Annotated in this window: 24 protein-coding genes, 1 tRNA gene and 2 rRNA genes (1 of these 27 only partly in view); 21 read left to right on the top strand and 6 right to left on the bottom strand. The window is 61.9% G+C overall.

Going from position 1 to position 26,969, the window contains the following annotated elements; genetic code table 11:
- From ACBG85_RS15400 to ACBG85_RS15305, 20 genes are all read left to right on the top strand, one after another.
- Positions 1–1,851, top strand: a 23S ribosomal RNA gene (locus ACBG85_RS15400); it begins 1,284 nt to the left of the window's first position.
- A gap of 153 nt (positions 1,852–2,004) precedes the next feature.
- Positions 2,005–2,121: ribosomal RNA gene (rrf, locus tag ACBG85_RS15395) — 5S ribosomal RNA — on the top strand.
- A gap of 61 nt (positions 2,122–2,182) precedes the next feature.
- Positions 2,183–3,124, top strand: coding sequence for a hypothetical protein (locus tag ACBG85_RS15390; RefSeq protein ID WP_073513327.1), 942 nt, complete (start codon positions 2,183–2,185; stop codon positions 3,122–3,124).
- Positions 3,121–4,104, top strand: a complete 984-nt coding sequence (locus ACBG85_RS15385) for an HAD-IIA family hydrolase (RefSeq protein WP_007731903.1) — start codon at positions 3,121–3,123, stop codon at positions 4,102–4,104. The genes ACBG85_RS15390 and ACBG85_RS15385 overlap by 4 nt, the downstream gene beginning before the upstream one ends.
- Positions 4,105–4,180: 76 nt before the next feature.
- Positions 4,181–4,423, top strand: coding sequence for a hypothetical protein (locus tag ACBG85_RS15380; RefSeq protein WP_003946140.1), 243 nt, complete (start codon positions 4,181–4,183; stop codon positions 4,421–4,423).
- 1 nt (position 4,424) lies between these two features.
- A complete protein-coding gene (locus ACBG85_RS15375; RefSeq protein WP_003946142.1) occupies positions 4,425–5,264 on the top strand; it encodes a TlyA family RNA methyltransferase in 840 nt (279 codons plus the stop codon).
- Positions 5,261–6,208, top strand: coding sequence for an NAD kinase (locus ACBG85_RS15370; RefSeq protein WP_003946132.1), 948 nt, complete (start codon positions 5,261–5,263; stop codon positions 6,206–6,208). Before ACBG85_RS15375 ends, ACBG85_RS15370 begins: the two co-directional genes overlap by 4 nt.
- A 2-nt stretch (positions 6,209–6,210) precedes the next feature.
- On the top strand, positions 6,211–7,989 hold the full coding sequence (gene recN / locus ACBG85_RS15365) for a DNA repair protein RecN (protein ID WP_372023928.1): 1,779 nt from the start codon (positions 6,211–6,213) through the stop codon (positions 7,987–7,989).
- 86 nt (positions 7,990–8,075) lie between these two features.
- Positions 8,076–9,260 carry a putative cytokinetic ring protein SteA gene (steA, locus tag ACBG85_RS15360; RefSeq protein WP_007731902.1) on the top strand — a complete coding sequence of 395 codons (1,185 nt, stop codon included), beginning with the start codon at positions 8,076–8,078 and terminating at the stop codon, positions 9,258–9,260.
- A complete protein-coding gene (locus ACBG85_RS15355) occupies positions 9,257–10,210 on the top strand; it encodes a copper transporter (RefSeq protein ID WP_019748590.1) in 954 nt (317 codons plus the stop codon). The genes steA and ACBG85_RS15355 overlap by 4 nt, the downstream gene beginning before the upstream one ends.
- 156 nt (positions 10,211–10,366) lie before the next feature.
- Complete coding sequence (locus ACBG85_RS15350) at positions 10,367–12,127, top strand: CTP synthase (RefSeq protein WP_003946139.1); 1,761 nt, start codon at positions 10,367–10,369, stop codon at positions 12,125–12,127.
- Between the two features lie 6 nt (positions 12,128–12,133).
- Positions 12,134–12,766: an NUDIX hydrolase gene (locus ACBG85_RS15345; protein ID WP_019748589.1), complete on the top strand. Its 633-nt coding sequence runs from the start codon at positions 12,134–12,136 to the stop codon at positions 12,764–12,766.
- Position 12,767: 1 nt separating this feature from the next.
- A complete protein-coding gene (xerD, locus tag ACBG85_RS15340) occupies positions 12,768–13,691 on the top strand; it encodes a site-specific tyrosine recombinase XerD (protein ID WP_007731892.1) in 924 nt (307 codons plus the stop codon).
- A 143-nt stretch (positions 13,692–13,834) separates the two neighbouring features.
- Complete coding sequence (locus tag ACBG85_RS15335; protein WP_372023925.1) at positions 13,835–14,848, top strand: ParA family protein; 1,014 nt, start codon at positions 13,835–13,837, stop codon at positions 14,846–14,848.
- 50 nt (positions 14,849–14,898) lie between these two features.
- Positions 14,899–15,720, top strand: coding sequence for a ScpA family protein (locus ACBG85_RS15330; RefSeq protein ID WP_046379919.1), 822 nt, complete (start codon positions 14,899–14,901; stop codon positions 15,718–15,720).
- A gap of 41 nt (positions 15,721–15,761) precedes the next feature.
- A complete protein-coding gene (scpB, locus tag ACBG85_RS15325; RefSeq protein WP_037127047.1) occupies positions 15,762–16,445 on the top strand; it encodes an SMC-Scp complex subunit ScpB in 684 nt (227 codons plus the stop codon).
- A gap of 77 nt (positions 16,446–16,522) precedes the next feature.
- Positions 16,523–17,968, top strand: a complete 1,446-nt coding sequence (locus tag ACBG85_RS15320) for a pseudouridine synthase (protein WP_082893171.1) — start codon at positions 16,523–16,525, stop codon at positions 17,966–17,968.
- Between the two features lie 11 nt (positions 17,969–17,979).
- Positions 17,980–18,660, top strand: a complete 681-nt coding sequence (gene cmk / locus ACBG85_RS15315; protein ID WP_182261235.1) for a (d)CMP kinase — start codon at positions 17,980–17,982, stop codon at positions 18,658–18,660.
- Positions 18,657–20,084: a ribosome biogenesis GTPase Der gene (gene der, locus ACBG85_RS15310; RefSeq protein WP_019748583.1), complete on the top strand. Its 1,428-nt coding sequence runs from the start codon at positions 18,657–18,659 to the stop codon at positions 20,082–20,084. The genes cmk and der overlap by 4 nt, the downstream gene beginning before the upstream one ends.
- Before the next feature lie 102 nt (positions 20,085–20,186).
- Positions 20,187–20,260 (top strand) — tRNA-Pro (locus tag ACBG85_RS15305).
- Between the two features lie 1,450 nt (positions 20,261–21,710).
- On the opposite strand, the gene ACBG85_RS15300 is transcribed toward ACBG85_RS15305, so the two are convergent.
- Complete coding sequence (locus tag ACBG85_RS15300) at positions 21,711–22,139, bottom strand: hypothetical protein (RefSeq protein WP_372023922.1); 429 nt, start codon at positions 22,137–22,139, stop codon at positions 21,711–21,713.
- A 334-nt stretch (positions 22,140–22,473) separates the two neighbouring features.
- On the opposite strand from ACBG85_RS15300, the gene ACBG85_RS15295 reads away from it, so the two are divergent.
- Positions 22,474–22,929: a hypothetical protein gene (locus ACBG85_RS15295; protein WP_063316363.1), complete on the top strand. Its 456-nt coding sequence runs from the start codon at positions 22,474–22,476 to the stop codon at positions 22,927–22,929.
- Here ACBG85_RS15295 and ACBG85_RS15290 read toward each other — a convergent pair whose 3' ends face one another.
- The 5 genes from ACBG85_RS15290 to ACBG85_RS15270 form a co-directional block, all read right to left on the bottom strand.
- Positions 22,930–23,271 carry a hypothetical protein gene (locus ACBG85_RS15290; RefSeq protein ID WP_042451032.1) on the bottom strand — a complete coding sequence of 114 codons (342 nt, stop codon included), beginning with the start codon at positions 23,269–23,271 and terminating at the stop codon, positions 22,930–22,932. It lies immediately after the preceding gene.
- 35 nt (positions 23,272–23,306) lie between these two features.
- Positions 23,307–23,987, bottom strand: a complete 681-nt coding sequence (locus ACBG85_RS15285) for a hypothetical protein (RefSeq protein WP_372023920.1) — start codon at positions 23,985–23,987, stop codon at positions 23,307–23,309.
- 176 nt (positions 23,988–24,163) lie between these two features.
- A complete protein-coding gene (locus ACBG85_RS15280; protein ID WP_063316365.1) occupies positions 24,164–25,048 on the bottom strand; it encodes a hypothetical protein in 885 nt (294 codons plus the stop codon).
- Between the two features lie 65 nt (positions 25,049–25,113).
- A complete protein-coding gene (locus ACBG85_RS15275; RefSeq protein ID WP_020969703.1) occupies positions 25,114–25,974 on the bottom strand; it encodes an ABC transporter permease in 861 nt (286 codons plus the stop codon).
- Positions 25,971–26,933, bottom strand: a complete 963-nt coding sequence (locus tag ACBG85_RS15270) for an ABC transporter permease (protein ID WP_158510646.1) — start codon at positions 26,931–26,933, stop codon at positions 25,971–25,973. The genes ACBG85_RS15275 and ACBG85_RS15270 overlap by 4 nt, the downstream gene beginning before the upstream one ends.
- Positions 26,934–26,969: the final 36 nt, after the last annotated feature.

The raw sequence follows: 26,969 nt of genomic DNA, 5'->3' as shown, positions 1-26,969 counted from the left end.
CCTTCACTCTGCGGAGTGTTGGGCAGGTGTGTGGATGGGTAGGGGAGCGTCGTGTGGCCATGGAAGCGGCAGGGTGACCTAGCCGTGGAGGCCACACGAGTGAGAATGCAGGCATGAGTAGCGAAAGACGAGTGAGAAACTCGTCCGCCGAATGACCAAGGGTTCCTGGGCCAGGTTAATCCGCCCAGGGTGAGTCGGGACCTAAGACGAGGCCGACAGGCGTAGCCGATGGACAACGGGTTGATATTCCCGTACCCGTGTGAACGCGCCCATGGTGAATCAGTGATACTAACCATCCTGAAGCCACGAGAAGACCTTCGGGTCTCGAGTTGGTGGATGCATGGGACCTGATCTGGTAGTAGCCAAGCGATGGGGTGACGCAGGAAGGTAGCTGAGCCAGTCAGTGGTAATACTGGTGTAAGCGTGTAGGGCGTGACCTAGGCAAATCCGGGTCGCACATAGCCTGAGACGTGATGCGTAGCCGATTGAGGCGAATTCAGTGATCCTATGCTGCCGAGAAAAGCCTCTAGCGAGCTTTCACACGGCCCGTACCCCAAACCGACACAGGTGGTCAGGTAGAGAATACTAAGGCGATCGAGATAACTATGGTTAAGGAACTCGGCAAAATGCCCCCGTAACTTCGGGAGAAGGGGGGCCCTGTCTGGTGACGACATTTACTGTCTGAGCTGGGTGGGGCCGCAGAGACCAGTGAGAAGCGACTGTTTACTAAAAACACAGGTCCGTGCGAAGTCGTAAGACGATGTATACGGACTGACGCCTGCCCGGTGCTGGAAGGTTAAGAGGACCGGTTAGTTCCTTCGGGAGCGAAGCTGAGAATTTAAGCCCCAGTAAACGGCGGTGGTAACTATAACCATCCTAAGGTAGCGAAATTCCTTGTCGGGTAAGTTCCGACCTGCACGAATGGCGTAACGACTTCTCAGCTGTCTCAACCGTAGACTCGGCGAAATTGCATTACGAGTAAAGATGCTCGTTACGCGCGGCAGGACGAAAAGACCCCGGGACCTTCACTACAGCTTGGTATTGGTGTTCGGTTCGGTTTGTGTAGGATAGGTGGGAGACTGTGAAACGGTGACGCCAGTTATCGTGGAGTCGTTGTTGAAATACCACTCTGATCGAATTGGACCTCTAACCTCGGACCATGATCTGGTTCAGGGACAGTGCCTGGTGGGTAGTTTAACTGGGGCGGTTGCCTCCCAAAATGTAACGGAGGCGCCCAAAGGTTCCCTCAGCCTGGTTGGCAATCAGGTGTCGAGTGCAAGTGCACAAGGGAGCTTGACTGTGAGACTGACAGGTCGAGCAGGGACGAAAGTCGGGACTAGTGATCCGGCACCGGCAAGTGGAAGCGGTGTCGCTCAACGGATAAAAGGTACCCCGGGGATAACAGGCTGATCTTCCCCAAGAGTCCATATCGACGGGATGGTTTGGCACCTCGATGTCGGCTCGTCGCATCCTGGGGCTGGAGTAGGTCCCAAGGGTTGGGCTGTTCGCCCATTAAAGCGGCACGCGAGCTGGGTTTAGAACGTCGTGAGACAGTTCGGTCTCTATCCGCCGCGCGCGTTAGAAACTTGAGGAAGGCTGTCCCTAGTACGAGAGGACCGGGACGGACGAACCTCTGGTGTGCCAGTTGTTCCGCCAGGAGCACCGCTGGTTAGCTACGTTCGGAAGGGATAACCGCTGAAAGCATCTAAGCGGGAAGCCTGTTCCAAGATGAGGTTTCTCACCCCCTCGAGGGGGTAAGGCCCCCGGCAGACCACCGGGTTGATAGGCCAGAACTGGAAGTGCAGTAATGCATGCAGGTGACTGGTACTAATAGGCCGAGGACTTACCACAAAGAAGCTACGCGTCCACTGTGCGGTATCTGAAACAACACACAGATACTGATGAGAAACCCTGTTTTCTCCATCCCCCAACACCAGAAACTGGTGTTGACGGGTGGTGAAACCAGGTGATCAGAAGAAGGTTACTGTGACAGTTTCATAGAGTTACGGCGGTCATAGCGAAGGGGAAACGCCCGGTCCCATTCCGAACCCGGAAGCTAAGCCCTTCAGCGCCGATGGTACTGCACTCGACAGGGTGTGGGAGAGTAGGACACCGCCGAACACCCGTTAACCGAAAGGGGACCCAACATATTGGGTCCCCTTTCGTGCGTTGTATGAGAGGAATGACTGTGTCGGAGAATGGCGACGAGCGTCGGTCCTTCCGTGGGGGAGGAGCGCCTCGATCAGGTGGCCCCCGTCGTGACAACGACGGGCGTGGATCACGCGGCGCTGCAGGCGGAGACCGCCGCGGTGGTGCCGGAGACAACAACCGTGGCGGTGCTGGAAACAGTAACCGCGGCGGCGGATTCAACGGCGGACAGCGTCGCGGCGGCGAGGGTGGGTTCACCCCTCGTGGACGCGATGGCGACCGCAACCGTCAGCAAGCACGACCTGACGAACCGGATTTGCCCGACAACGTAGAGCCCACGGAGTTGGACCCGGCCGTTCGTCGGGATCTGCTCAGCCTCGACAAGGACAACGCCAACACGGTTGCGCGTCACCTCGTCATGGCGGGCAAGCTCGTCGACGAAGATCCGGAACTCGCACTGCTCCACGCTCGCGCTGCCCGTCAGCGCGCCGGCCGAATTGCGGTCGTTCGTGAAGCTGCCGGAATCACCGCGTACCACGCCGGTGAATGGGCTGAAGCTCTCTCCGAGCTTCGTGCTGCCCGTCGAATGGCTGGCGGACCGGGTCTGATCGCTGTCATGGCCGACTGCGAACGCGGTTTGGGTCGACCCGAACGCGCGATCGAGCTCGGCCGTAGCGACGAGGCTGCCCTGCTTTCGGGCGACGAGGCGTCTGAGTTGAGGATCGTCGTCGCGGGCGCCCGCATGGATCTCGGTCAGTTCGACCAGGCAGTTGTCACACTGCAGACCAAGGATCTGGACGCAGCGCGTACCGGTGAAGCTGCGGCTCGGCTGTTCTACGCCTACGCCGATGCCCTCGTTGCAGCTGGTCGTGTCGAAGACGGACTGAAATGGTTCCTCAACGCTGCAGCTGCTGACCTCGAGGGTGACACGGATGCTGAAGAACGGGTGGCCGAGTTGACCGGAGAAGATCAGTGACCGTGCTTCGTACTCAGTACGACGTACTTTTGCTCGATCTCGATGGCACTCTGTACGCCGGAGCTCATGCGATTCCCGGCACCCAGGCCGCTCTCGGTCAGGGCACGCAGGCCTTGTACTACGTGACCAACAATGCGAGTCGCTCGCCTTCGGCAGTGTCGGCGCATCTGACCGAACTCGGTTTCGATTCCGAAGACGATCGTGTCGTCACCAGTTCTCAGACGGCAGTGCGTCTGCTGTCGGAGCGTCTCGAACCCGGTGCCGCTGTGCTCGTCGTCGGTACCGACGCATTGGCCGACGAGGTGACGCGCGTCGGGTTGCTTCCGGTGCGCGAATTCGCGGATTCTCCGGTTGCTGTCGTTCAAGGACATTCGACGGAGACCAACTGGTCGATCCTTGCCGAGGCGTGCTTGGCGATCCGGGCCGGTGCGCTGTGGGTAGCGGCAAACCTGGACACAACACTGCCGTCGGAGCGGGGTTTGGTGCTGGGCAACGGCTCGATGGTGGCAGCTCTACGCGCTGCGACCAAGCAGGAACCGTTGGTGGCAGGTAAGCCTGCTGCACCGCTGATGGAGGACGCGCTCGCTCGCAGCGGGTGCTCGCGTCCACTGGTGGTCGGTGATCGTTTGGACACCGATATCGAAGGCGCACAAGCTGTTTCGATCGACTCGTTGTTGGTTCTCACCGGTGTGAGCACGCCGGGTGACGTACTGCGGGCTCCGGTTGAGCAGCGCCCCACCTACATTGCAGCAACTCTGGATTCGCTCAATCAGCCGGCCGTCGAATCGCTGGTCGGTGCGGACTCCAAGTGGTCTGTCTCCGTGAACGGGTCGGCGCTGGTTGTCGACGGCCCGGTTGTCGGGGACGAGATGTCGCTTCTACGCGCGGTTGCGCCTGTCGCATGGGCTAATCCGTCGTTCCGGACCCTGGAAGCGTCGGATGCCGGCGTGGCGGATCTGTTTGCATCCTGGCTCGTCTGATCTCTCGCAAATGTGTTCGACTCGCGAGGGTGCGGGTGTATGCGTAACCGAGAGTCATGCACTAACGTTGTGCCCGATGAGCACGCCGACACCGCACCCCGGAAACACGAGTAACGGATCTCCGTTGCCCGGGCCACGCCCTTCCGTCGATCCGGAACGCATACGTTCTGACGTCGACGGTTTGCTGGCGCGCCTCGGTGGCATCGAACAGGATCCGAACGATCAGCACGGAGCAGGTGTGATTCCGCAGAAGGCACATATTTTGGAACAGGCACACGAGGTGCTCGTCCAGGCACTCGCCTCTGTGGACAGGGCTTGACGTGGCACGTAGAGCACGGGTGGACGCCGAACTTGTCCGTCGCGGACTCGCACGGTCACGAGATCATGCGCAAGAACTGATTTCCGCCGGGCGAGTTCTCATCTCGGGAGCCGTTGCGACCAAGCCTGCGACGGCGATCGAAGCCGGAACGCCACTTCGGGTCGTCGAGGTGGAGCAGGAAGTTTCGTGGGCGTCGCGAGGTGCTCACAAACTGATCGGCGCACTCGACGCCTTCGGTGCCGAAGGATTGACGGTCGAAGGTCGCCGTTGCCTCGACGCCGGCGCATCCACCGGTGGGTTCACCGATGTTCTGCTGACGCGTGGTGCGAAGGAAGTTGTCGCAGTCGACGTCGGCTACGGACAACTGGTGTGGCGCCTGCAGTCCGATGACCGGGTGCACGTCATCGACCGAACCAATGTTCGTGCAATTGATGCAGAGACCATCGGCGGAACTGTCGATCTCGTTGTCGCGGACTTGTCGTTCATTTCTCTCAAACTTGTACTCGGGGCGTTTGTCGCCTGTACTGCTGACGGCGCGGACCTGGTTCCGATGGTCAAGCCTCAGTTCGAGGTGGGCAAGGACCGCGTCGGTGCCGGTGGCGTCGTACGAGATCCTGAATTGCGAATCTCGGCTGTGCTCGACGTGTCGGAGGCTGCTGCAAAGGTAGGTCTGCGGACGTTAGGTGTTGTGGCCAGCCCATTGCCCGGTCCGTCGGGAAATGTCGAGTATTTCCTGTGGCTTCGAAAGACAGGTTCGCCCGGTGATCACGAGCCGGACACCGAGGGAATTCCTTCGGTGGAGGACATGATTCGCAAGGCTGTAGAGGAAGGGCCCCAGTGAACGCGGTCACGAACGGCGAGTCGCGCGAGATCCTTCTTGTCGCACACCCTGGTCGACGTGACATCACGGAAACCGCCAAACGAGTCGGGAAGATTTTCGAACGGGCGGGAATCGGGCTGCGAGTCCTCGTCGACGAAGCAGACAGCTCGCGCATCGAAGCAATGACGGAACCCGCGGGCTTCTCTGCGCCGGGTCTCGACGTCACGGTTGTTCATCCCGGCCCTGATGCTGCCGTCGGATGCGAGTTAGTTCTGGTTCTCGGTGGTGACGGCACATTTCTGCGCGCCGCCGAACTCGCTCAAGAAGCGTCCATTCCGGTACTGGGCATCAACCTCGGACGGATCGGATTTCTGGCAGAGACCGAGGCCGAGCATCTCGACGAGGCGCTCGCACAGGTAGTTCGCAAGGAATATCGCGTCGAGTCCCGTATGACACTCGACGTTGTGATTCGGGTGGACGACGAGATCATCGATCGCGGGTGGGCGCTCAACGAGGCCAGTATCGAGAATCGTTCGCGTCTGGGAGTTCTCGAAGTTGTCCTCGAAGTCGACGGCCGACCGGTGTCTGCCTTCGGTTGCGACGGTGTTCTCGTGTCCACTCCTACAGGCTCGACCGCTTACGCATTTTCCGCAGGCGGCCCTGTCGTGTGGCCCGAACTCGAAGCTTTGCTCGTCGTACCCAGCAACGCGCATGCGCTGTTCGCGCGGCCGTTGGTCACCAGCCCGAATTCGATCATCGCGGTGGAGACCGTCGCCGGTAGCCACGACGGCCTGGTCTTCTGCGACGGTCGTCGTACGTTGGAACTGCCTGCCGGCGCTCGCGTCGAGATCGTTCGCGGCGCCACTCCCGTCAAGTGGGTCCGGTTGGACTCTGCGCCCTTCGCTGATCGGATGGTTCGCAAGTTCGAGCTTCCGGTTACCGGATGGCGAGGAAGGAAGCCTTAATCGTGCTCGCAGAGATCCGTATCGACAGTCTTGGTGTGATCTCCGAGGCCAGCGCCCAGTTCCACGAGGGCCTGACCGTCCTGACCGGTGAAACCGGCGCAGGTAAAACGATGGTCGTCACCAGCTTGCACCTCCTCAGCGGAGCGCGAGCCGATGCCGGGCGGGTGCGGTTGGGCGCGTCGCGAGCCGTCGTCGAAGGACGATTCATCGCCGACGACGTCTCACCGGCCACCGAGCGTGAGATCGTCCGAATCCTGGAATCGTCCGGCGCCGAGCGCGACGAGGACGGGACCATCATCGCCGTCCGGACAGTCGGCAGCGACGGCCGCTCACGGGCTCATCTCGGCGGACGAAGCGTGCCGGCGGGAGTTCTCTCCGAATTCACGGATCCACTTCTGACTGTCCACGGACAGAACGATCAGCTGCGATTGCTTCGTCCCGACCAGCAACGCAATGCGCTGGACCGCTTCGGGGACAAGGCAATCGGAACGCTGCTGACGAGGTACCGCAAACACCGTCGTGAATGGCTCGATGCTCGTTCGGAGTTGATCGAACGCACGTCGAAGGCTCGTGAACTGGCGCAAGAAGCAGATCAGTTGACCTTCGCGCTCAACGAAATCGACGGCGTGGCACCCGGGCCAGGCGAGGACACGGCGATAGTTGCCGAAGTTCGACGACTCAGTGAACTCGATTCGCTCCGCTCGGCTGCGGAAGAGGCGCACGCTGCGCTCGCCGGTAGTGACGACATGGCAAGCGGCGACGTCGGGGTCATGCCGGCGCTAGACCTGATGTCCGAAGCGCGGGCGCGTATCGAGTCGGTCACCGACGCAGATCTGGACGGCCTCGGTTCCCGGTTGGCCGACGCTATTGCCGTCGTCACCGATGTTGCCGGTGACCTGAACACCTATCTGTCCGGGCTGCCCGCAGACCCGGGTGCTCTGGACTCGCTGCTGTCGCGGCAATCGGAACTGAAGACTCTGACTCGCAAGTACGCCGCCGATGTCGACGGTGTTCTCGAATGGGCAGATACCGCTCGCGCTCGTCTGTCCAAACTCGACGTGTCGTCGGATGCGTTGTCGCTGTTGGCCAAGCAGGTCGAGGAGACGGCTGGCCTCACCGCGGAAGCCGCCACAAAGCTGAGCGCCGCGCGAGTCAAGGCAGCGGCAAAGCTCGCCAAAGCCGTCAGCGCGGAACTCGCCGGTCTGGCGATGGGACGTGCGGGTCTCGAGGTGACTGTGCGCTCGCAGCCTGCCGGCCCGCAGGACTCGGCGCCGCTCAGCGTCGGGGGAGTAGACCTTCATGCCGGGTCTGCCGGCGTCGACGAGGTGGAATTCCGTCTGTCTGCGCACAGCGGGGCACCGTCACTTCCGATCAGCAAGAGCGCTTCCGGTGGCGAGCTGTCACGCGTCATGCTGGCGCTCGAGGTTGTTCTCGCTGGTAGCGACACCGGTGCGACGATGGTTTTCGACGAAGTGGACGCGGGGGTCGGTGGTCGCGCTGCTGTCGAGATCGGCCGCCGATTGGCGAAACTTGCTCGTACGCATCAGGTTATCGTCGTCACCCACCTTCCGCAGGTTGCTGCGTTTGCCGACACCCACCTCGTGGTGGACAAGGTCGACGACAAAGGCGGCGTGGTGAGCAGTGGCGTGCGGACCTTGTCGGATTCGGATCGGGTGGTCGAATTGGCCCGTATGTTGGCAGGGCTGGACGACACCGAGACCGGTCGTGCGCACGCCGAAGAACTGCTCGAGATCGCGAATGCGGCCCGCGTCACAGATTGAAGGTTCTGTGGTGTTGGTGTGACTGATGTGGTAGTTGTCGGCGCGCCTCCACCGGTCAACGCGGTTTCAGGTTCATCATCGAAGCCATGAAGATGCCCGGATTGCTCTCACGTAACACCGAATCCTTGCCTGGGATCAGTGGCATCGCCAGGGCCGATCGGAACACGGCGAAGCTTCTACGCCGCGTCGGTCCTGGAGACATCGTGATCCTCGACGAAGTCGACATCGATCGCCGGACCGCCGATGCTCTGGTGAAAGCCGGAGTCATGGCCGTGGTCAACGCGTCGCCGTCGATTTCGGGGCGGTACCCCAACCTCGGACCGGAAGTGATCGTCGCCAACGACATCGTTCTGATCGATGCCGTAGACGGTGACGTCTTCAAGAACGTCAAGGACGGCAGCAAGATCCGCCTGCACGAGGGCGAGATCTTCAACGGCGAGAAGAGCCTCGTCAAGGGCGAAGAGCAGACCGAGGCCGAGATCTCCGATCGGATGATCGAGGCCAAGACCGGCCTGGTCGATCACCTGGAAGCGTTCTCGGGTAACACCATCGAGTTCATCCGCACCGAAAGTCCTTTGCTGATCGACGGAATCGGTGTTCCGGACATCGACATCGACTTGAAGGATCGCCACGTCGTGGTCGTCTCCGACGGACCCGAACACGAGGCCGATCTGAAGAACCTCAAACCCTTCATCAAGGAGTATTCGCCGATCCTGATCGGTGTCGGCGCAGGTGCGGACGTGTTGAGCAAGGCCGGATACCGCCCCGATCTGATCGTGGGCGACCCGGAGGAGATCACCAGTTCCACCCTCAAGTCCGGCGCGGAAGTTGTTCTGCCCGCAGACCAGGACGGTCATGCGGCGGGGCTTTCCCGAATCCAGGATCTCGGCATCGGGGCGATGACGTTCCCGGCGACCTGCTCACCGACCGACCTTGCGTTGCTGCTCGCCGATCACCACGGCGCTTCACTGATCGTGACGGTCGGCAACGTGGTGTCCTTGGACGAGTTCTTCGACCGTGGGCGTCGTGAAAGTAATCCGTCGGCGTTCATGACACGGCTCAAGGTGGGACCGAAACTGGTCGACGCCAAGGCTGTGGCAACGCTGTATCGAAGCCGAGTGTCCGGCGGCGCGATCGCGCTCCTGGTGCTCGCCGCCCTGGTGGCAGTGATCGTCGCCCTGGTCGTGTCCAATGCCGGTAGTGAAGTTCTCGACTGGGCAATCGCAACGTGGAACAGCTTCGCGCTGTGGGTTCAGGGGCTCTTCAAGTGATTTCGATGCGTCAACATGCAATTTCCATAGCGGCAATCTTCCTGGCACTCGCGATCGGCGTGGTGCTCGGTTCCGGAATGCTGTCCAGTGGATTGCTTTCGGGTCTGCGCGACGACAAGGCGGACCTGCAGAACGAGATCGAAGACCTCAATCAACAGTCCAATCAGCTTCAGCAGCAACTTAATTCCGCGGACGGCTTCGATGCCGCTGTCGGCGGTCGCGTCGTGCGTGACAGTCTCGCTGGTCGCACCGTCGTCGTCATCACGGCACCGGACGCGGATCCCAGTGATCTCGACGGTGTCAACCGACTCGTCACTGCCGCCGGCGGTGCCGTGACCGGACGCGTCTCGCTCACCGATTCGTTTGTCGACGCCACCGGTGGTGACCGCTTGCGGACCGTCGTCACCAATGTCATCCCTGCGGGCATCACACTCAAGACCGGTGCGGTCGATCAGGGCAGTCTCGCGGGTGATCTGCTCGGTTCGGTTCTGCTTCTCAACGGGCAGAACAGCGAGCCGCAGAGCACTCCGGACGAGATGAATCTCGCGCTCGACTCGCTGCGTAGCGCCGGTTTCATCAGCTACGACGACGGAGCGGTCAAGCCGGCTCAACTCGCGGTGGTTCTCACCGGCGACAACAAGAGTGAATCCGACGCAGCCACCGGTAACCGCGGCGCCGTCATCGCCCGGTTCGCCGGTGCTCTCGACGGACGCGGCGCAGGAACGATTCTCGCGGGCCGGCCTGGCTCGGCCGAGGGCAGTGGTCCGGTTGCCGTCGCTCGTGCGGACGCGGCGCTCTCAGCGGGCTTGACGACCATCGACAACATCGATCGGGAGTCGGGCAAGATCACCACGCCGTTGGCGCTGCAGGAACAGTTGAACGGCGGCGCCGGCCGCTACGGCACGGGACCGGGAGCGGCGGCGGTCACCGTCGGCGCACCCACCAACTGAACACCCCGGTATTGATACGCCGGTCACATCGGGGGCGGAAAGTCGGCGCGTTGTAGGCACCGACCCCCGATAGGTGTTACCGTGAAATCCCGTGGGTCGGCAGGCCCCAGCATGCTTCATCAGACCAAGCCCTGCACAGTCGTCACGGGAGCCCCTTTGCCACAGTCACGCACTAACACGCGTACCGCCACCAAGCACATCTTCGTCAGCGGAGGTGTAGCTTCCTCGCTCGGCAAAGGTTTGACCGCCTCGAGCCTGGGACAGTTGTTGACCGCGCGGGGAATGCGCGTGACCATGCAGAAGCTCGATCCCTATCTCAATGTGGATCCGGGCACCATGAACCCCTTCCAGCACGGCGAGGTCTTCGTCACCGAAGACGGTGCCGAGACCGACCTCGACGTCGGACACTACGAGCGGTTCCTCGACCGTGACCTCTCCGGCCAGGCGAACGTCACCACCGGCCAGGTCTACTCGACGGTCATCGCCAAGGAACGCCGCGGCGAGTACCTCGGCGACACCGTTCAGGTCATCCCGCACATCACCGACGAGATCAAGCGTCGCATCCTCGAGATGAGCGGTCCGGATCTGCAGGGACACCGCCCGGACGTCGTGATCACCGAAATCGGTGGAACAGTCGGCGACATCGAATCGCAGCCCTTCCTCGAAGCCGCTCGCCAGGTCCGCCACGACGTCGGCCGCGACAACGTCTTCTTCCTACACGTCTCCCTCGTGCCGTACCTCGGCCCCTCCGGAGAGCTCAAGACCAAGCCCACGCAGCACTCGGTTGCGTCGTTGCGCAGCATCGGCATTCAGCCCGACGCGCTGATCCTTCGTTGCGATCGTGACGTTCCGCAGGGCCTCAAGAACAAGATCGCCCTGATGTGCGACGTGGACGTCGACGCCTGCATCTCGACGCCCGACGCTCCCTCGATCTACGACATCCCGAAGGTTCTGCACCGTGAGGGCCTCGACGCCTACGTCGTTCGCCAGCTCGGTCTCCCGTTCCGCGACGTCGACTGGACCGTGTGGGGCAACCTCCTCGATCGTGTTCACCAGCCGCGTGAGACCGTGCGGGTCGCGTTGGTCGGCAAGTATGTCGACCTGCCCGACGCATACCTATCCGTCACCGAGGCACTGCGCGCCGGTGGATTCGCGAACCGGTCCAAGGTCGAGATCTCCTGGGTCCCGTCGGACGCCTGTGAGACCGAAGCCGGAGCGCAGGCCGCTCTCGGTGACGTCGACGGTGTTCTGATCCCCGGCGGCTTCGGCATCCGCGGCATCGAAGGCAAGCTCGGCGCGATCCGTTTCGCACGTTCGCGCAAGCTGCCGCTGCTGGGTCTGTGCCTGGGTCTGCAGTGCGTCGTCATCGAAGCTGCTCGTAGCGTCGGCCTCGACGATGCCAACTCGGCCGAGTTCGAGCCGGACACCAAGCATCCGGTCATCTCGACGATGGCTGATCAGGAAGACGTCATCGCCGGTGACGCCGACCTCGGTGGCACCATGCGTCTGGGTGCTTACCCGGCCGTGCTGACCAAGGGTTCCGTCGTCGCTCAGGCCTACGGAACCGAGGACGTCTCCGAGCGTCACCGTCACCGTTACGAGGTCAACAACACCTACCGCGACCGGATTGCCAAGTCCGGCTTGCAGTTCAGCGGAACCTCACCGGACGGCCACCTGGTCGAGTTCGTCGAGTACCCGCGTGAGCAGCATCCGTTCTTCGTTGCCACCCAGGCACACCCGGAGCTCAAGAGCCGCCCGACACGCCCGCATCCGCTGTTCGCCGCCTTCGTCGAAGCAGCGTTGACGTACAAGCTCGAAGAGCGCCTGCCCGTCGACGTCCACGGTGACGAGAAGATCGACACCGCCGCCACCGAGACGGCGCTCGACGCTGCAGTCGAGAACGTGGAAAAGGTCTAGCCACACATGAGCGATCCCGGTCGGCACGAATTCGACACCCTCGGCTCCAAGACGGTCTACACCGGCGCGATCATCGCGTTGCGCGTCGACACCGTTGCGATGCCTGGTGGTCAGCGTGCCGATCGGGAAGTCGTCGAACACCACGGCGCCGTTGCCGTCGTGGCACTGGACGAGCACGACAACCTGGTGCTGATTCACCAGTACCGTCACCCGCTCGGGCACCGGTTGTGGGAAATCCCTGCCGGTCTGCTCGACGCTGCGGGGGAGAGCCCGGTCGAGGCGGCAGCGCGCGAGCTGGGCGAAGAAACCGGACTCGGCGCCGATCGGTGGTCGGTGCTGGTCGATGTCGCTCTCTCACCCGGGTTCACGGACGAGGCGGTTCGCGTCTTCCTCGCCGAGGGGTTGCACGAGGTGGAGCGCGACGATCCCGAACACGAAGAAGCCGATCTCGAGATTTCGCGGGTTCCGCTCGCCGACGCCGTCGACATGGCGCTACGCGGCGACATCGTCAATGCCACAGCGGTATCAGGCATTCTCGCGATCGCCACCGCACGCGCGACGGGAAAGCCGCTACGCCCCGCCGACGCACCGTGGCCCGATCGTCCTCGCGCATTCGGAGAACGCAAGTCGCGAGCCTGAAGTGCTTGCCCGACAGGTGGACTCGTATCTCGACCATCTAGCGGTCGAGCGAGGATCTGCGCGCAATACTCTACTTTCCTATCGCCGCGACCTGAATCGGTACGCGGAGTACCTGCACGGACGCGGCATCGACGACGTCGCGGGCGTGACGGAGAACGACGTCACCGAATTCGTGACACATCTGCGCCTGGGTGACAAAGATTCCGGCGTCGTACCATTGGCGGCCAGTTCGGCAGCACGCACCCTGATCGCGGTTCGCGGATTCCACAAGTTTTCCGCCGCCGAAGGTCTGGTCAGCGTCGACGTGGCCCGAACGGTCAAGCCGCCGACGCCCGGACGCAAGCTGCCCAAGGCCCTGCCTCTCGACGACGTGATCGCCCTGCTCGACGCTTCGGGTGGCGGTGCGGCCGGTGACGGGCCCCGCGACCTGCGGGATCGCGCTCTGCTCGAGCTCCTGTACTCGACCGGAGCGCGAATCACCGAGGCGATCGATCTGGACGTCGACGACATCGATACCGAAACTCGTTCCGTGCTGCTCAAGGGCAAGGGCGGCAAGCAGCGGATCGTCCCCGTCGGCAGGCCGGCGATCGCCGCCGTCGACGCGTATCTCGTCCGCGGGCGCCCCAGCCTGGCGACGCGCGGTGTTCCTGCCCTCTTTCTCAACGCTCGCGGTGGACGCCTCTCGCGTCAGAGTGCATGGCAGATTCTTCAGGACGCGGCCGCGTCCGCCGGGATCAAGGCGGACGTCTCACCCCATACGCTCAGGCACTCGTTTGCCACACACCTGCTCGACGGCGGCGCGGACGTACGCGTCGTGCAGGAACTTCTCGGTCACGCTTCGGTAACCACGACGCAGATCTACACACTGGTCACCGTCACCGCGTTGCGCGAAGTGTGGGCTCAGGCACACCCGCGTGCCCGTTAGGGGTTGGTTGGCTCATGCGTGTCTGCGAGACCATTCGGTGATGTAAGCGGTAGCGTTCAAGGAGCGCGAGCGGCCTCCACCGCAGTTTCGGGGGTTTGCCGGCGCCGAGAGCAACCGCCGAAAGAGTAGGGGAGCATCGGACCGTGTCGACATCGCAGCCACCAGCGGCGGAGTCCGCGCCGCCGCATGTCAATGCCCAACTCTTCGAGCGCGTGAACGAATCAGCACCAGCTGTACCCTCCGAACCAGAGGCGATGTTCGAAATAGATACGACGCCAGTAGCCTCTCCACCTGCGGAAACCCTCACCGTTTCCGCGGAAGAACTCGGTCCGACGGGCCGGCCGGTCCGCGAGGTACCCCAACCGACACCGTTGGCGCACCACGGACCCGCGATGATCATCGCGATGTGCAACCAGAAGGGCGGCGTCGGCAAGACGACGTCGACCATCAACCTGGGTGCGTCGTTGGCCGAATACGGTCGCCGAGTGCTCCTGGTGGATCTCGATCCCCAAGGCGCGTTGTCTGCTGGACTGGGCGTCCAGCATCACGACCTGGAACTGACCGTCCATAACCTTCTGGTCGAACCGCGTGTGTCCATCGACGATGTGTTGATGCGAACTCGGGTCGACGGCCTCGACCTGCTGCCCAGCAACATCGACCTTTCGGCCGCCGAGATCCAATTGGTCACCGAGGTCGGACGTGAGCAGACCTTGGGACGCGTGTTGCGCCCTGTTCTCGATCGGTACGACTACGTGCTCATCGACTGCCAGCCGTCGCTTGGCCTGCTCACGGTGAATGCACTGGCCTGCGCCGATTCGGTCATCATTCCGATGGAATGCGAGTACTTCAGCCTGCGCGGCCTGGCACTCCTCAACGACACCGTCGAAAAGGTGCACGATCGTCTCAATCCCAAGCTCGAGTTGGCCGGTATCGTCGTCACGATGTTCGACGCCCGGACTCTGCACGCTCGTGAGGTGATGGCGCGAGTCGTCGAGGTGTTCGGCGACGTCGTCTACGACACGGTGATCAACCGCACCGTCCGATTCCCCGAAACCAGCGTCGCCGGTGAGCCGATCACGACGTGGGCGCCGAAATCGGCTGGGGCCGAGGCATATCGAGCATTGGCCCGCGAGGTCATTCACCGGTCTGGTCGTTAGTGGAACTGATTGCATCGCAAGAAGATTCGGTCGAAGTCGAGCCGGATTCGATCGACCCGAACGTGCCGACCGACGCTCAGACCGCAGCCAAGGCTGCCGGTTTCCGAGTCACTCTCCGGAACTTCGAAGGCCCGTTCGATCTGCTGTTGAACCTGATCAATCAACGACAGCTCGATGTCACCGAAGTCGCCCTGCACACCGTCACTGACGATTTCATCGCATACACCAAGGAACTTGGCAGTGCGATGGGCCTCGATCAGACAACAGAGTTTCTGGTCGTCGCAGCTACGCTTCTGGACCTGAAAGCGGCCAGGCTGTTGCCCGCCGGGCAGGTCGAGGACGCGGAGGATCTGGCGCTTCTCGAAGCCCGCGACCTTCTCTTCGCGCGACTGCTGCAGTACCGGGCGTACAAACAAGTTGCGGCGCTGTTCGGTGAGTTGGAGGAAGCAGCGCTGCGGCGCTATCCGCGCTCGGTTGCCGTCGAGGATCAGTTCACCGAACTCCTGCCCGAGGTGTTGTTGGGCGTCGACCCTCAGCGTTTTGCGGAGATCGCGGCGACTGTGTTCACACCACGTCCGGTGCCGACGGTGGGCCTCGATCACCTCCATGTGTCCAATATCTCGATACCCGAGCAGGCCGAGCGAATTCTCGAGTTGCTGCGCGAGCGAGGCATAGGGGAGTGGACACCCTTCGGGGACCTCGTTGCCGAGTGTGAGATCACCGTCGAGATAGTCGCAAGATTTCTCGCGTTGCTCGAGTTGTATCGCCGGCAGGTCATTGTGTTCGAGCAACCCGAAGCACTCGGACCGCTGATGGTGAGTTGGACCGGAGACGACCCGGCCGCGCCGGTCACAGAGGAGGACTACGGATGAACGCCGAGCCGACGGAACCAGAGTCTTCGCAGCTAGACGAGATGATCGAGCCTACCGAACACGCCTCGGAGTCCGAAGATTCCGCCCCCGATTTCGAACTCGACGACGATCAACTCGACGCAGTGCTGGAGTCGCTTCTGCTTGTCGTGGATTCGCCGGCCGAAGTGAACCAACTCGCATCTGTCACCGGAACCGCGCCGGAACGAGTCGAAGAACGCCTGACGTCGATGTCGGCCGCATTGACCGCTCGCGGCAGCGGAATGGACCTTCGCTACGCGGGCGACGGATGGCGTCTGTACACGCGACAAGAGTTTGCCCCGTACGTGGAAAAGCTGCTATTGGACGGCGCACGCACCAAATTGACCAGGGCGGCATTGGAAACTTTGGCCGTAGTCGCATACCGTCAACCGTTGACTCGTGCGCGGATCAGTGCGGTACGAGGCGTCAACGTGGACGGGGTGGTACGCACCCTCCTTGCCCGCGGACTGATCGCGGAAGCCGGGCCTGACCCGGACACCAACGCGACACGGTACTCCACGACCGAACTGTTCCTCGAACGGCTCGGCCTGGCCTCGCTCAGCGAGCTCCCGGAGTTGGCCCCGCTCTTGCCTGATGTCGATCTCATCGACGACATCAGCGAAAGCCTGGAATCCGATCCGCGATTTGCGAGAATGAACAAGGCAGACGTGCCCGCTGACGTAGTGGACACCGAAGTCGACGACTGACCGGAATTCCGGCGCTCGTCAGCACCGAGAAAGACCCGACCACGCTCGGGAAACAGTAGAAAACTGACAGGAAAAAAGTGAACAATCCCGCTCGCCGAGATGGCACACCGGACCGTAACAACTCCCGCGACAACCGCGGCGCACGCAGCGATGCACCTCGTGGTGGTCGCAGCGACGCCCCCCGCGGCGCACGTAGCGAAGCGCCCCGTGGTGGACGCAGCAACACTTCCCGCAGTACCTCCGGATACGACCGCAACGCCGGATCCGACCGTCCCCGCACGGACGACCGTCGCGGTGGATTCAACGATGACCGTCGCCCGCCGCGCAGTGATGACCGTCGCCCGCCGCGCAGTGATGACCGTCGCCCGCCGCGCAGCGACGACCGTCGCCCCGCACGTACGGACGACCGTCGTAGTGGCTACAACGACGATCGGCGCGGCCCGCGCACGGACGATCGCCGCGGACCCCGCAGCGATGACCGCCGTACCCCCCACGTCGACGCCCGTCGCGCACCGCGTGGCGGCGCTGACCGTCGTAGTGACGATCAGCGCGGCGCACGCCCCGACGCTCCTCGTGGCGGCGCATGGTCGAACGCACCTCGTGGATCCAAGTTCGACGGACCTCCGCGCAAGCGCCCGGCAGCTCCCACACCGCCGGCGACCAACAAGCGTGGCAAGCCGAAGACCGAGAAGCCGCAGCGTGTCGTCTCTCAGAATCCGTTGGTCTCCAACGCCAAGCCGGCGCGTCACCAGCATGCCGAGATCACCAAGCACGACGGCCCGCCGAAGGGCGACGGCGTCCGCTTGCAGAAGGTGCTGGCTCAGGCCGGCGTCGCATCACGCCGTGCAGCTGAAGAGCTGATCGACCAGGGTCGCGTCGAGGTCGACGGCCGCATCGTGGTCGAACAGGGTCTGCGTGTCGACCCCGAGAACGCAGTGGTTCGTGTCGACGGCGTCCGCGTCGTCGTGCAGAAGGACCTCGTCTACCTCGCGATGAACAAGCCGCGTGGCTGGCAGTGCACCATGTCCGACGATCTCGGTCGTCCGTGCGTCGGCGACATCGTCTCCGAGCGCGTTCAGGCGGGTCAGCGACTCTTCCACGTCGGCCGCCTCGACGCCGACACCGAAGGCTTGCTCCTCTTCACCAACGACGGCGATCTGGCTCACCGCCTGATGCACCCGTCGTTCGAGGTTCCGAAGACGTACCTCGCCACGGTTCACGGCGTTGTCGAGCGCAGCACCGGCAAGCAGTTGCGCGACGGTGTCACCCTCGACGACGGTCCGGCCAAGGTGGACGCGTTCACCGTGCTCGAGATCAACGAGGGCAAGACGCTCGTCAAGCTGGTTCTGCACGAGGGTCGTAAGCACATCGTGCGTCGCCTCCTCGATGCCGTCGGTCACCCCGTTGTCCGTCTGGTTCGCACCAACGTCGGAGTTGTCGCCCTCGGCGATCAGCGTCCGGGAACGCAGCGCGTCCTCGGACGTAGCGAGGTCGGTGGACTGTACGAGGCGGTCGGCCTGTGACCGATTCGTCCATGCCGCTGGTAGTCGCTATGGACGGACCGTCCGGAACCGGCAAGTCCAGCGTCTCTCGCGCGTTGGCGCAGCGTTTGGGTGCTCGCTACCTCGACACCGGAGCCATCTACCGGATCGCGACCCTGCACGTGCTGCGTCAGGGAATCGATCTGGCGGATTCCGCCGCGATCACGGCCGCCGTTGCGGCGTTGCCGTGGTCCATCGGTACCGATCCGAGCAGCGAGCAGGTGCATCTCGACGGCGCGGACGTCAGCGAGGAGATCCGCGGCGACGCGGTAACCAAGGCTGTCTCCGCAGTGTCGGCCGTACCCGAAGTTCGCGACCTGCTGGTCGCCACTCAGCGTGAGTTGGCGGCAAGCGCAGACCGGATCGTCGTGGAAGGTCGCGACATCGGAACCGTCGTACTCCCCGATGCAGACGTCAAGATCTTCTTGACCGCATCGGCGGAAACCCGTGCGGCACGGCGCAATACGCAGAACATCGGCCAAGGCCGTGAAGACAATTACGAAGCGGTGCTGGCTGATGTGCAGCGCCGTGACCATCTCGATTCGACTCGGGCAGTGTCGCCGTTGCGCCCTGCCGACGACTCCATTCTGGTGGATACGAGCGAATTGGGAATTGAAGATGTGATCGCCAAGTTGCTGTTGGTGGTCAGCGACAGAACTGGAGCAGTGCAGTGAGCGACGATCTGGTAACCGAATATGCCGGTGACGGAACTTGGTCCGAGGAATCGGAGTGGGATTACGCCGATCTCGAAGCGGACGGCGAAGGCGAAGCGCACATTGCCGTCCCGACCTTGGCTGTTGTCGGTCGACCGAACGTCGGCAAGTCGACGCTCGTCAACCGCATCATCGGCCGTCGTGAAGCGGTAGTCGAAGACATCCCCGGCGTTACCCGTGACCGCGTCTCCTACGAGGCGAACTGGGCCGGACGACGCTTCCTCGTCCAGGACACCGGCGGATGGGAACCCGACGCAAAGGGCCTTCAGCAGGCCGTTGCCCGCCAGGCCGAATTGGCCATGGGAACGGCTGACGCCATTCTCCTGGTCGTCGACGCCGTTGTCGGCGCTACGACGACGGACGAAGCTGTCGCTCGAGTGCTTCGCCGCTCGAAGACTCCGGTCATCCTCGTTGCCAACAAGGTGGACGACGGACGCACCGAGTCCGAGGTTGCAGCACTGTGGTCCTTGGGCCTCGGTCAGCCGTACTCCGTGAGTGCGACGCACGGACGCGGTACCGGCGACCTGCTCGACGAGGTTCTCGAGAAGCTTCCGGAAACTCCGCGTGAAGGTATCCCCGGCGGCGGTCCGCGTCGTGTTGCTCTCGTCGGAAAGCCGAACGTCGGCAAGTCCAGCTTGCTCAACAAGCTGTCCGGTGATGAGCGGTCCGTCGTGCACAACGTTGCCGGCACCACCGTCGACCCGGTCGACTCCATCGTCGAACTCGGCGGGCGCCCTTGGCGTTTCGTCGACACAGCTGGTCTGCGCAAGCGCGTCAGCCATGCCAGCGGCGCGGAGTTCTATGCGTCGCTGCGTACGAAGAGTGCAATCGAGGCCGCTGAGGTCGCGATCCTGCTCATCGACGCACACGAGCCGATCACCGAGCAGGACCTCCGTGTTCTGAGCATGGTGGCCGACACGGGTCGTGCATTGGTGATCGCATTCAACAAGTGGGACCTCGTGGACGAGGACCGTCGACTCATGCTGGACAAGGAAGTGGACCGCGATCTGGTCCGCGTTCCGTGGGCTCAGCGAGTCAACATCTCCGCCCACACCGGTCGCGCCGTGGCGAAGCTCGTGCCGGCGCTCGACACGGCTCTCGAGTCCTGGGACAAGCGCATCCCCACGGGTCGCCTGAACACCTGGCTCAAGGAAGTTGTGGCGGCCACACCGCCGCCGATGCGTGGTGGCCGCCTGCCTCGCATCATGTTCGCGACTCAGGCAAGCACACGCCCGCCGACATTCGTTCTCTTCACCACGGGCTTCCTCGAGGCCGGCTACCGCCGCTTCATCGAGCGGCGTCTGCGTGAAGAGTTCAACTTCGACGGCAGCCCGATCCGCGTATCCGTCCGAGTGCGCGAGAAGCGTGACCGCAAGGGCCGCTGATTCTGCGTCCAATTCGGTACTGAAACGGCTCTGACCAGCCGATTGGTACTTCGGCCCGTCCCTGATGTAATCTTTCCAAGCGCCCGAAACAAGGGCGTGGGACGGGCTGTGGCGCAGCTTGGTAGCGCACTTGACTGGGGGTCAAGTGGTCGCAGGTTCAAATCCTGTCAGCCCGACCGAAGTTAGATCAAAAAGGCAGTTTCTCAGAAATGAGAAACTGCCTTTTTGTTTGTGCCTTCAAAGGTTCGGCAACGGATCTCGGGGAAGTCCTGCGGCGACGTTCAAGACACGTTGACAAACGCACAAATCAGCTTGAGTCGTCGTCCGGGAACCTTCAGGCCAACTTGGGGTCTAAGCGCTTAACAACATTGGTAGGAAAACTCATGTGTTTGAGCTATGCACTGGGTGATCCAACGGTTGAACCGATTCCATTGTCCTGGGCATGATGGGCACGCTGTGAGGCGTAGACGGGTGGTTGCCGCGATCATCGACTGAGCGTCTAGCTGATAGCCAAACCTTTCGTATCCTTCTATCTAAATGAGGCAGTCAGAACACCCCGAGGTGGGGCAAGTGTTGGAAGTGGGAACTCGTTGTGATGGCTCATCCGGAGCGGAACCTCGTGCTTCACTCGGTCCAAGTGGATCTGCAACCACTTTCGTCGCACACGACGCCGTCGGCCTCGGTGATCCCGCACGCGTGGCCAGATTCGCAGACGAACTCGGTCGGCCCTGAATCTGGGACAATCTCGTTTTGGAGAAACGCATCGCGAACCGTCTGACAATAGTCGGAGTACCCGGTTACGGTGCCGTCCGACCAGGTCGTCTCGATCGGGTTGTACCCGGATTGACAACCGATGATTGTTGCCGGCGTGGGTGTTTCGAGGGTGGTCTCCAGCAGTGTCGTCGTTGTTGGCAGCGGGACTGTCGTGGTTGTGAGTGGTGGAGTCTCGGATGTGGATGTGGATGTGGATGTGGGGGAAGGGGGTGCGTCTGAGATGTCTGATGCGACACCACACGCGGATAGCATCAAGGAAAGCGCTCCGACAGATACAGCGGCGAACTTGATTTTCATATCTTTGCTTTCGTTGGTTGTGGTGGATCCGTCCGATTTTGACGAAGTTGTCAGATGGAGCTCTGAGCGCTGCGTGCGTTGACGGTCGCACTAGGGCACGAGGTTTGTTCCTATTATTCTCATTTTCCCGTTGTTCTCATTTTCCCGGTTGAGGCAATAGACCGCGATATTGGTCGGGGCAGAAGCGGACGCGGACTAGACCGTGTAGCCCCAGTCCAATCTATCTCAGGCTCCTGTGACGATTATCCATAAGGGGCTATGTGACTGCAGGTTAAAAGCATGTCAACTGATTCAATCTTGTGAGCTTGACCGAAGGTTCTGTACGAGTGGCAACTGCGTTTCAATAGCGCCTCACAGGTTCGGCAACGGATCTCGGGGGAAGTCCTGACGTGATCTCCGCGTCGGCAGCGTTCACGACTGCAACATATTCTTCGTCGGTTTCGCGCTCATCAGAACGTCTGCTGGAAATACGTACCGGATCTCGTCATCTGGATGCAAGTGGGAGCGAAGGCGCGCACGGACACTCGCGGAAACCGGCATGCGCTGAAGGCTAGCTCAGGTTCGCTGACTGAGGCGAATATTGTGAACGGCAACGGTTACTCCGAAGAGCGCGATCAGAATGGCGGTAAAGATTGCTGCCAACCACCACGGCGCCGAACCTGCTGTATTCAGCCAGATGGTCAGTGCACCGAAAATTGTAGTGGGAATGCCGACAGCACGAGACAGGTCGACGTTCCTCGGATTGACCGGCGGTGTTCTCCACCAATGAAGGCGATGTCCTCGATTCTCACGCAGCATTCGCAGGATGGACCAGACAGTAAGCGGCAGACCAATCGCGAGGATGACCATCCCGCCAATGATCGCCAAAGTGCACCCGTCTCGGAAGTACGTCACGGCAGCGCCGACAACACCTGCAAAACCGATCGCCGTGAATACTTTCCACGCCGGGGTTATGGCTGGCCATGCGGTTGTGTTGCCATGCAAGCACCCTTCCGCAAAACATAATCGAAAACTTCAACCCTGTTGCGGCCGTCGATTGTGCATCAGGGTGACAATCAAACTCGGTAAGCCGTTAACTACTCCGAGTACAGCGACTGCGATACCCGCACTCAAGAGAGGTGCTGTCTCCCAATAGTTGTCGACGATGGCAGATGCTCCGATCAAGCTCGATACCCAGCCCGTGAGTTGAGCACGTCGGACATGTTGTGCCGCTCGCGAGGAGGTCGGTCCTACCGAGAGAGGTAACCTCCGCCCCTTTCGAGTTGTAGTCGCTTTCTGCTCCGGAGCGCAATTTCGCCTACTGGCATGATCTCTTCGTATGATTGGGATTCGGATCGCGTGGGTTGTATTGGCGGTCGCCACCGGGATTCTGGGATCCGCGACGGCACAGTGGCCGCTGTACGAGATCACCGATTGCGAAATAGGCCTCGGCCCGCTCAGTTCTGCCGATTGTTACCGCTCGATTCACGACTATTTCGGGCGGGAGCTCTTCTTGGTGCTGGCGTTGCCGGTGGCTCTGTGCGTTATTCCAGCCGTGATCCCACGACCATTAGTTTCCTGGATCGTCTCGGCGACAATGCTTTGCGCTGCAGTATTGGGTTTCTTTGCAGCTTTCAGCTCTGATATGCCTTCTCTGCTGTCGATGGTGGGGAGCCTCCCTGCTGCAGTGCTGGCATTGGTACTTGCTGCGGTGCATCAGGGGATCGCATTGCGCAACAAGGGCGCCATTGCGCGTGCGCGCAGTGGGGTTCGCGATACGCAGCCGAGTGAGTGATCAGTCGGGGCTGAAGAACAGTTCCATCGAGATCCAGAACCACGCCACCATTGCTGCCACAGAAAGGAACGCGAGCACCAATGGCAACGCGAATTGCCTGCCGGTGCGGCTGGGAATAGTCATAAGTCCGAGAATGACGAACACGGCGGCAGGCGCCGCCCAACTTATCCAGTAGGTGAGCGGTGGCGGGTTGGGGCCGAACGACGTGAACGAACGGTTCGGATACAGCTGCGGCTGCGGGACATCGGCGAAGTGTTGCCACAGGAGTACCAATGGCAGGTAGCCGAACAGTCCCAGTAGGAGGCCGACGACGAGTCCCGCGAAGATTCGTTCGCCCCTCATCTCAATGCACCCGTCCGAATCAATCGTCCCACTGCCTATGCGACTTCTGGTAAGTCACGAGGCTGAATCCGTAGAGCCCACGCCCGGGCCGCAACGAACGTCATGGCCAATACGAGAACGACCAGCAGTACGACCGCGATCCAGGTGGGAGTGGTGGTGGAAAAGCCCAGCCTCCACGCAGTACCGACACCTACAGTCGTCGCCGCCAACGCCCCGACCGGAAGCATCGCCGCCACCGCTCGCGTCGTGCGAACAGTAAGTCGATCCCCGGCAGCGCGAAGGACTCCGAACACGGCGGCGACCGAAATGCCATACGCCAGGAGACCGCTGACGGCATAGACCAGGAGCGGGGACCATCCCATATCAACCGACCCGGTGAATGCCATTCCGATCAAGACCAACAGGGGCGTCAGCCCAAGCGTGACGCCTGCGATGCCTGCCACCACAGTTCGAACCAGTCGATTGTCTTGGCTTCCGGAGATTCGCACGCCCGCGAGGCGGAGCACGAACCCGGTCAGCGCGCCCAGAAGGGCGCCGATCACCGCAGCATCGATGGGCCAGGTCCATTGCGATTCACCCGCGAAGCCCGAGATTGTGGTGCCACCCGAAAAGAGGGTGATCGTGGCGGACGCCTGTGCCGATCCCTGTGTCAGCGCCGCCGTGACGATGGCAACGGTCGCACCGAACAAAGCAAACCCGAGTGCCTGTTTCCACATCTAGCCATCTTGACCCATCCCGCGGGAGAATTCGGCACAACGGCAGTCTCATCCGGATGCCTTCTCACTGTGCAGATTGGGGGCGCAGCCGACTTCGGCGATAATTGTGTGAAGGGGCTGGTGGTGACACCCTCGTCGTATCACCACCAGCCACGTTCGACACTCACGACCTGCTGTCACGCACGCAATCGGCGACGTGCTGCCAGTGCTGCCGGAAATCCGAGATCTGCATCGATCACTTCACCGGAGAGACGTTCCGAGATTTCGATCAGTCGACTGCATCCGGTCTCTCCGATCGCCTCGTACGGGTACGACCCCAGCACATCGGTCTGATGCTCAACCCGCTTCCGGCGATCGCGACCCACCTCGTTCAGGTGAAGCTCGGGGCCGTCTTCGAGCCATCCACGCGCCCGCACACCTTCGACGCCTTCCGCCCACTGATCGTTGTCCCATGCCCGGCTCATTTGCAGAGCAGCAGCAGGAACATCACCGGTTGCGGCGTGGACTACCAACGCTTCGACACCGTTGAGTCCCTCGGCGTGAAGAAGTGCGACATGAGAATCTCCGCGAAACTCCCGGAGCAAGGATTGGGCATGCCACAACACGAGATGAGGCTCCTCAGGCCACGGCAATGATGCGTGCCCACCGAACAGGGGTCGCCCTTGTGGTCTGTTGCAGGCGCGTTCCGCGGCTCGACGTGCGAGTTCGGCAGCTTCGCGAACTTCGGTGCCGTCGACATGTTCTCCCCAGGCCTTGCGCAGCGAACGGTCGACAGCGTCGAGTCGAGCGGTGAGGATCTGTTCGGGGGTGGCGATTGTCCAGGCTTCCGGCAGCACCGCGTGTACCAGTTCGGGGTTGAAGTTGAAGAACGTAGCGATGGTGACTTCAGCCGCTACTGCGCCCATGGGCGCAGACCGCGAAGCGAAGTAGCCCATTCGAGGGTGTGTAAAGCCCAGTGCGGCATATGCTTCCGCGCCGAAAGGGGTGAAGTAGATCATGCCGTGTATCGGTTCGGCTCCACGGAAGACGCGGCGCGCGGTTTCTGGTGCGATCGAGGTCATCGATAGTCCTTCATGCTGGTGGTGTGGTCTTCGAACAGTCGAGTCGGATGGTTGTTCTACGCCGGCTATCTCCCTCTGACATACATGCGGTCCCGGACGGCATCACCCACTCGGTAGACGGCCAGGACGACCAATGAAATCAGAATGCCGGAGGGGAGAATCTGTTGTGGTGCACTCAAGATGTGCAGGTACGCATCGGATAGGTCACCGCCCCAACTCGGAGTGGGGGGCTGTATTCCCAACCCCAGGAATGAGAGTGCCGCCTGCGCGAGAAAAGTCAGGCCGGTGAGCACGGTCACCTGAACGACAACCGGCCCGATTGCGTGCGGAAGAAGATGACGCAGCAGCACTACGTGCGGCGGGCATCCTGAGAGTCGCGCGCTCAGAACGAAGTCTCGGTTCCTCGTTTCGCTGACCCCGGCAGCCAGAATTCTTGCAATTGTGGGTGCATAGACGACTCCGAGCGCTGACATCGACGTGATCAGGCTCGGCCCCAGAACACCGGTAATAGCCACTGCGAGAACCAAACCTGGGAATGCCAGCAATGCGTCCGCCACCCGGAGGAGTGACGCGCCGATCCAGCGTGGCCAATATCCGGCGATCAACCCCCACGGAATTCCCAACAGCAGACTGACGGCGACAGCGATCGCGACGCCGAAGAAGGCGGAGCGTCCTCCCCAGATCAATCGACTGAGCACGTCACGACCGAAGCCGTCAGTGCCAAGCAGGTGCTGTGCACTCGGACCGGCGAACGTGTTGGTCAGGTTCTGATCGGTCGGACTGTGCGGAGCCACGAACGAGGCCAAGACGGACGCCGCTATCAGCGTTCCGAGAAAGCAGTAGCTGAGCCATAATCCGGGGTGCAGTCGAGGGAGAGCCCACTTGGAGCGGGTCTCGCCTGCGGTGGTCAGCGCGAGTTGGCTCACGAGATCGTTCCCTTCCTCAATTGTGGGCTGATCATGTTGTTGACGACGTCGACCAGGATGTTCACGAGAAGCACGATCACGACGAACAGCAACACAATGCCTTGAAGCATCGGATAATCTCGCGTGTCGATCGCAATGACGAGAGCGCTCCCGAGGCCCGGCAGCACGAAGATCTGCTCGAGAATGACCGTCGCACCCAGCATCGCCACGGCGAGCAATCCATAGACAGTGACAATCGTGGGAACGATGTTTCGTAGCGCGTAGCGCCACACGATCTTCCGCTCGTCGATACCCATCGCACGCGCAGTTCGTACGTAGTCACTTGACAGTGTCTCGATCATCGCAGCCCTGGTCTGCCGAACCGCAATCGATGCTGCGCCGGCAGCGAGCGCCGTTGCTGGTAGGACCAAATGGCTCAGGTTGTCGATCACACTGTTCTCGAGAGGAACCCAGCCGAGCACCGGTAGAACTCCCAAACCGAGGGCGAAGACATCGACCAGCACGATAGCGAGGAAGAAGTCCGGTACCGCGAGTCCGATCCCCGAAACCGTGCGGGTCAGACCATCGCTGCGTCGTCCCTGCCGCGTCGCGGTCCACACACCGAGCGGTATAGCGACGACGGCGGACAGTAACAGTGCGAGTACAACGAGCTCGGCGCTCGCCGGCAGGCGCGCAAGGATCTGTGGGCCGACGGGGGCGCTGTTCTGTAGCGACGTTCCCAGATCTCCGTGCAGAGCCGACACCACCCAGTTCCAGTACTGGACCAGCAGAGGTTGATTCAATCCGAGGCGCTCGTTGAGTGCCGCGATCGCTTCATCGCTGCCGTTCGGACCGAGAAGTGCCTCGGCTGGTCCACCGGGGATTATCCGGATAAGGGCAAAGGTTATGAAACTAGCGATAATCGCGGTAGGAATTATCTGTGCGAACCGGACGCCGATCATCCGTATGTAAGGATTCACCGGCGATCGGTGAGGGTTTCGGGTCGGAACGCTCTC

The sequence above is a fragment of the Rhodococcus sp. NyZ502 genome (assembly GCF_041464245.1).
Classification (GTDB): Bacteria; Actinomycetota; Actinomycetes; order Mycobacteriales; family Mycobacteriaceae; genus Rhodococcus_F; species Rhodococcus_F qingshengii.
The sequence above is the reverse complement of the archived record's forward strand: the minus strand, read 5'-3'. Positions and strand labels throughout refer to the sequence as shown.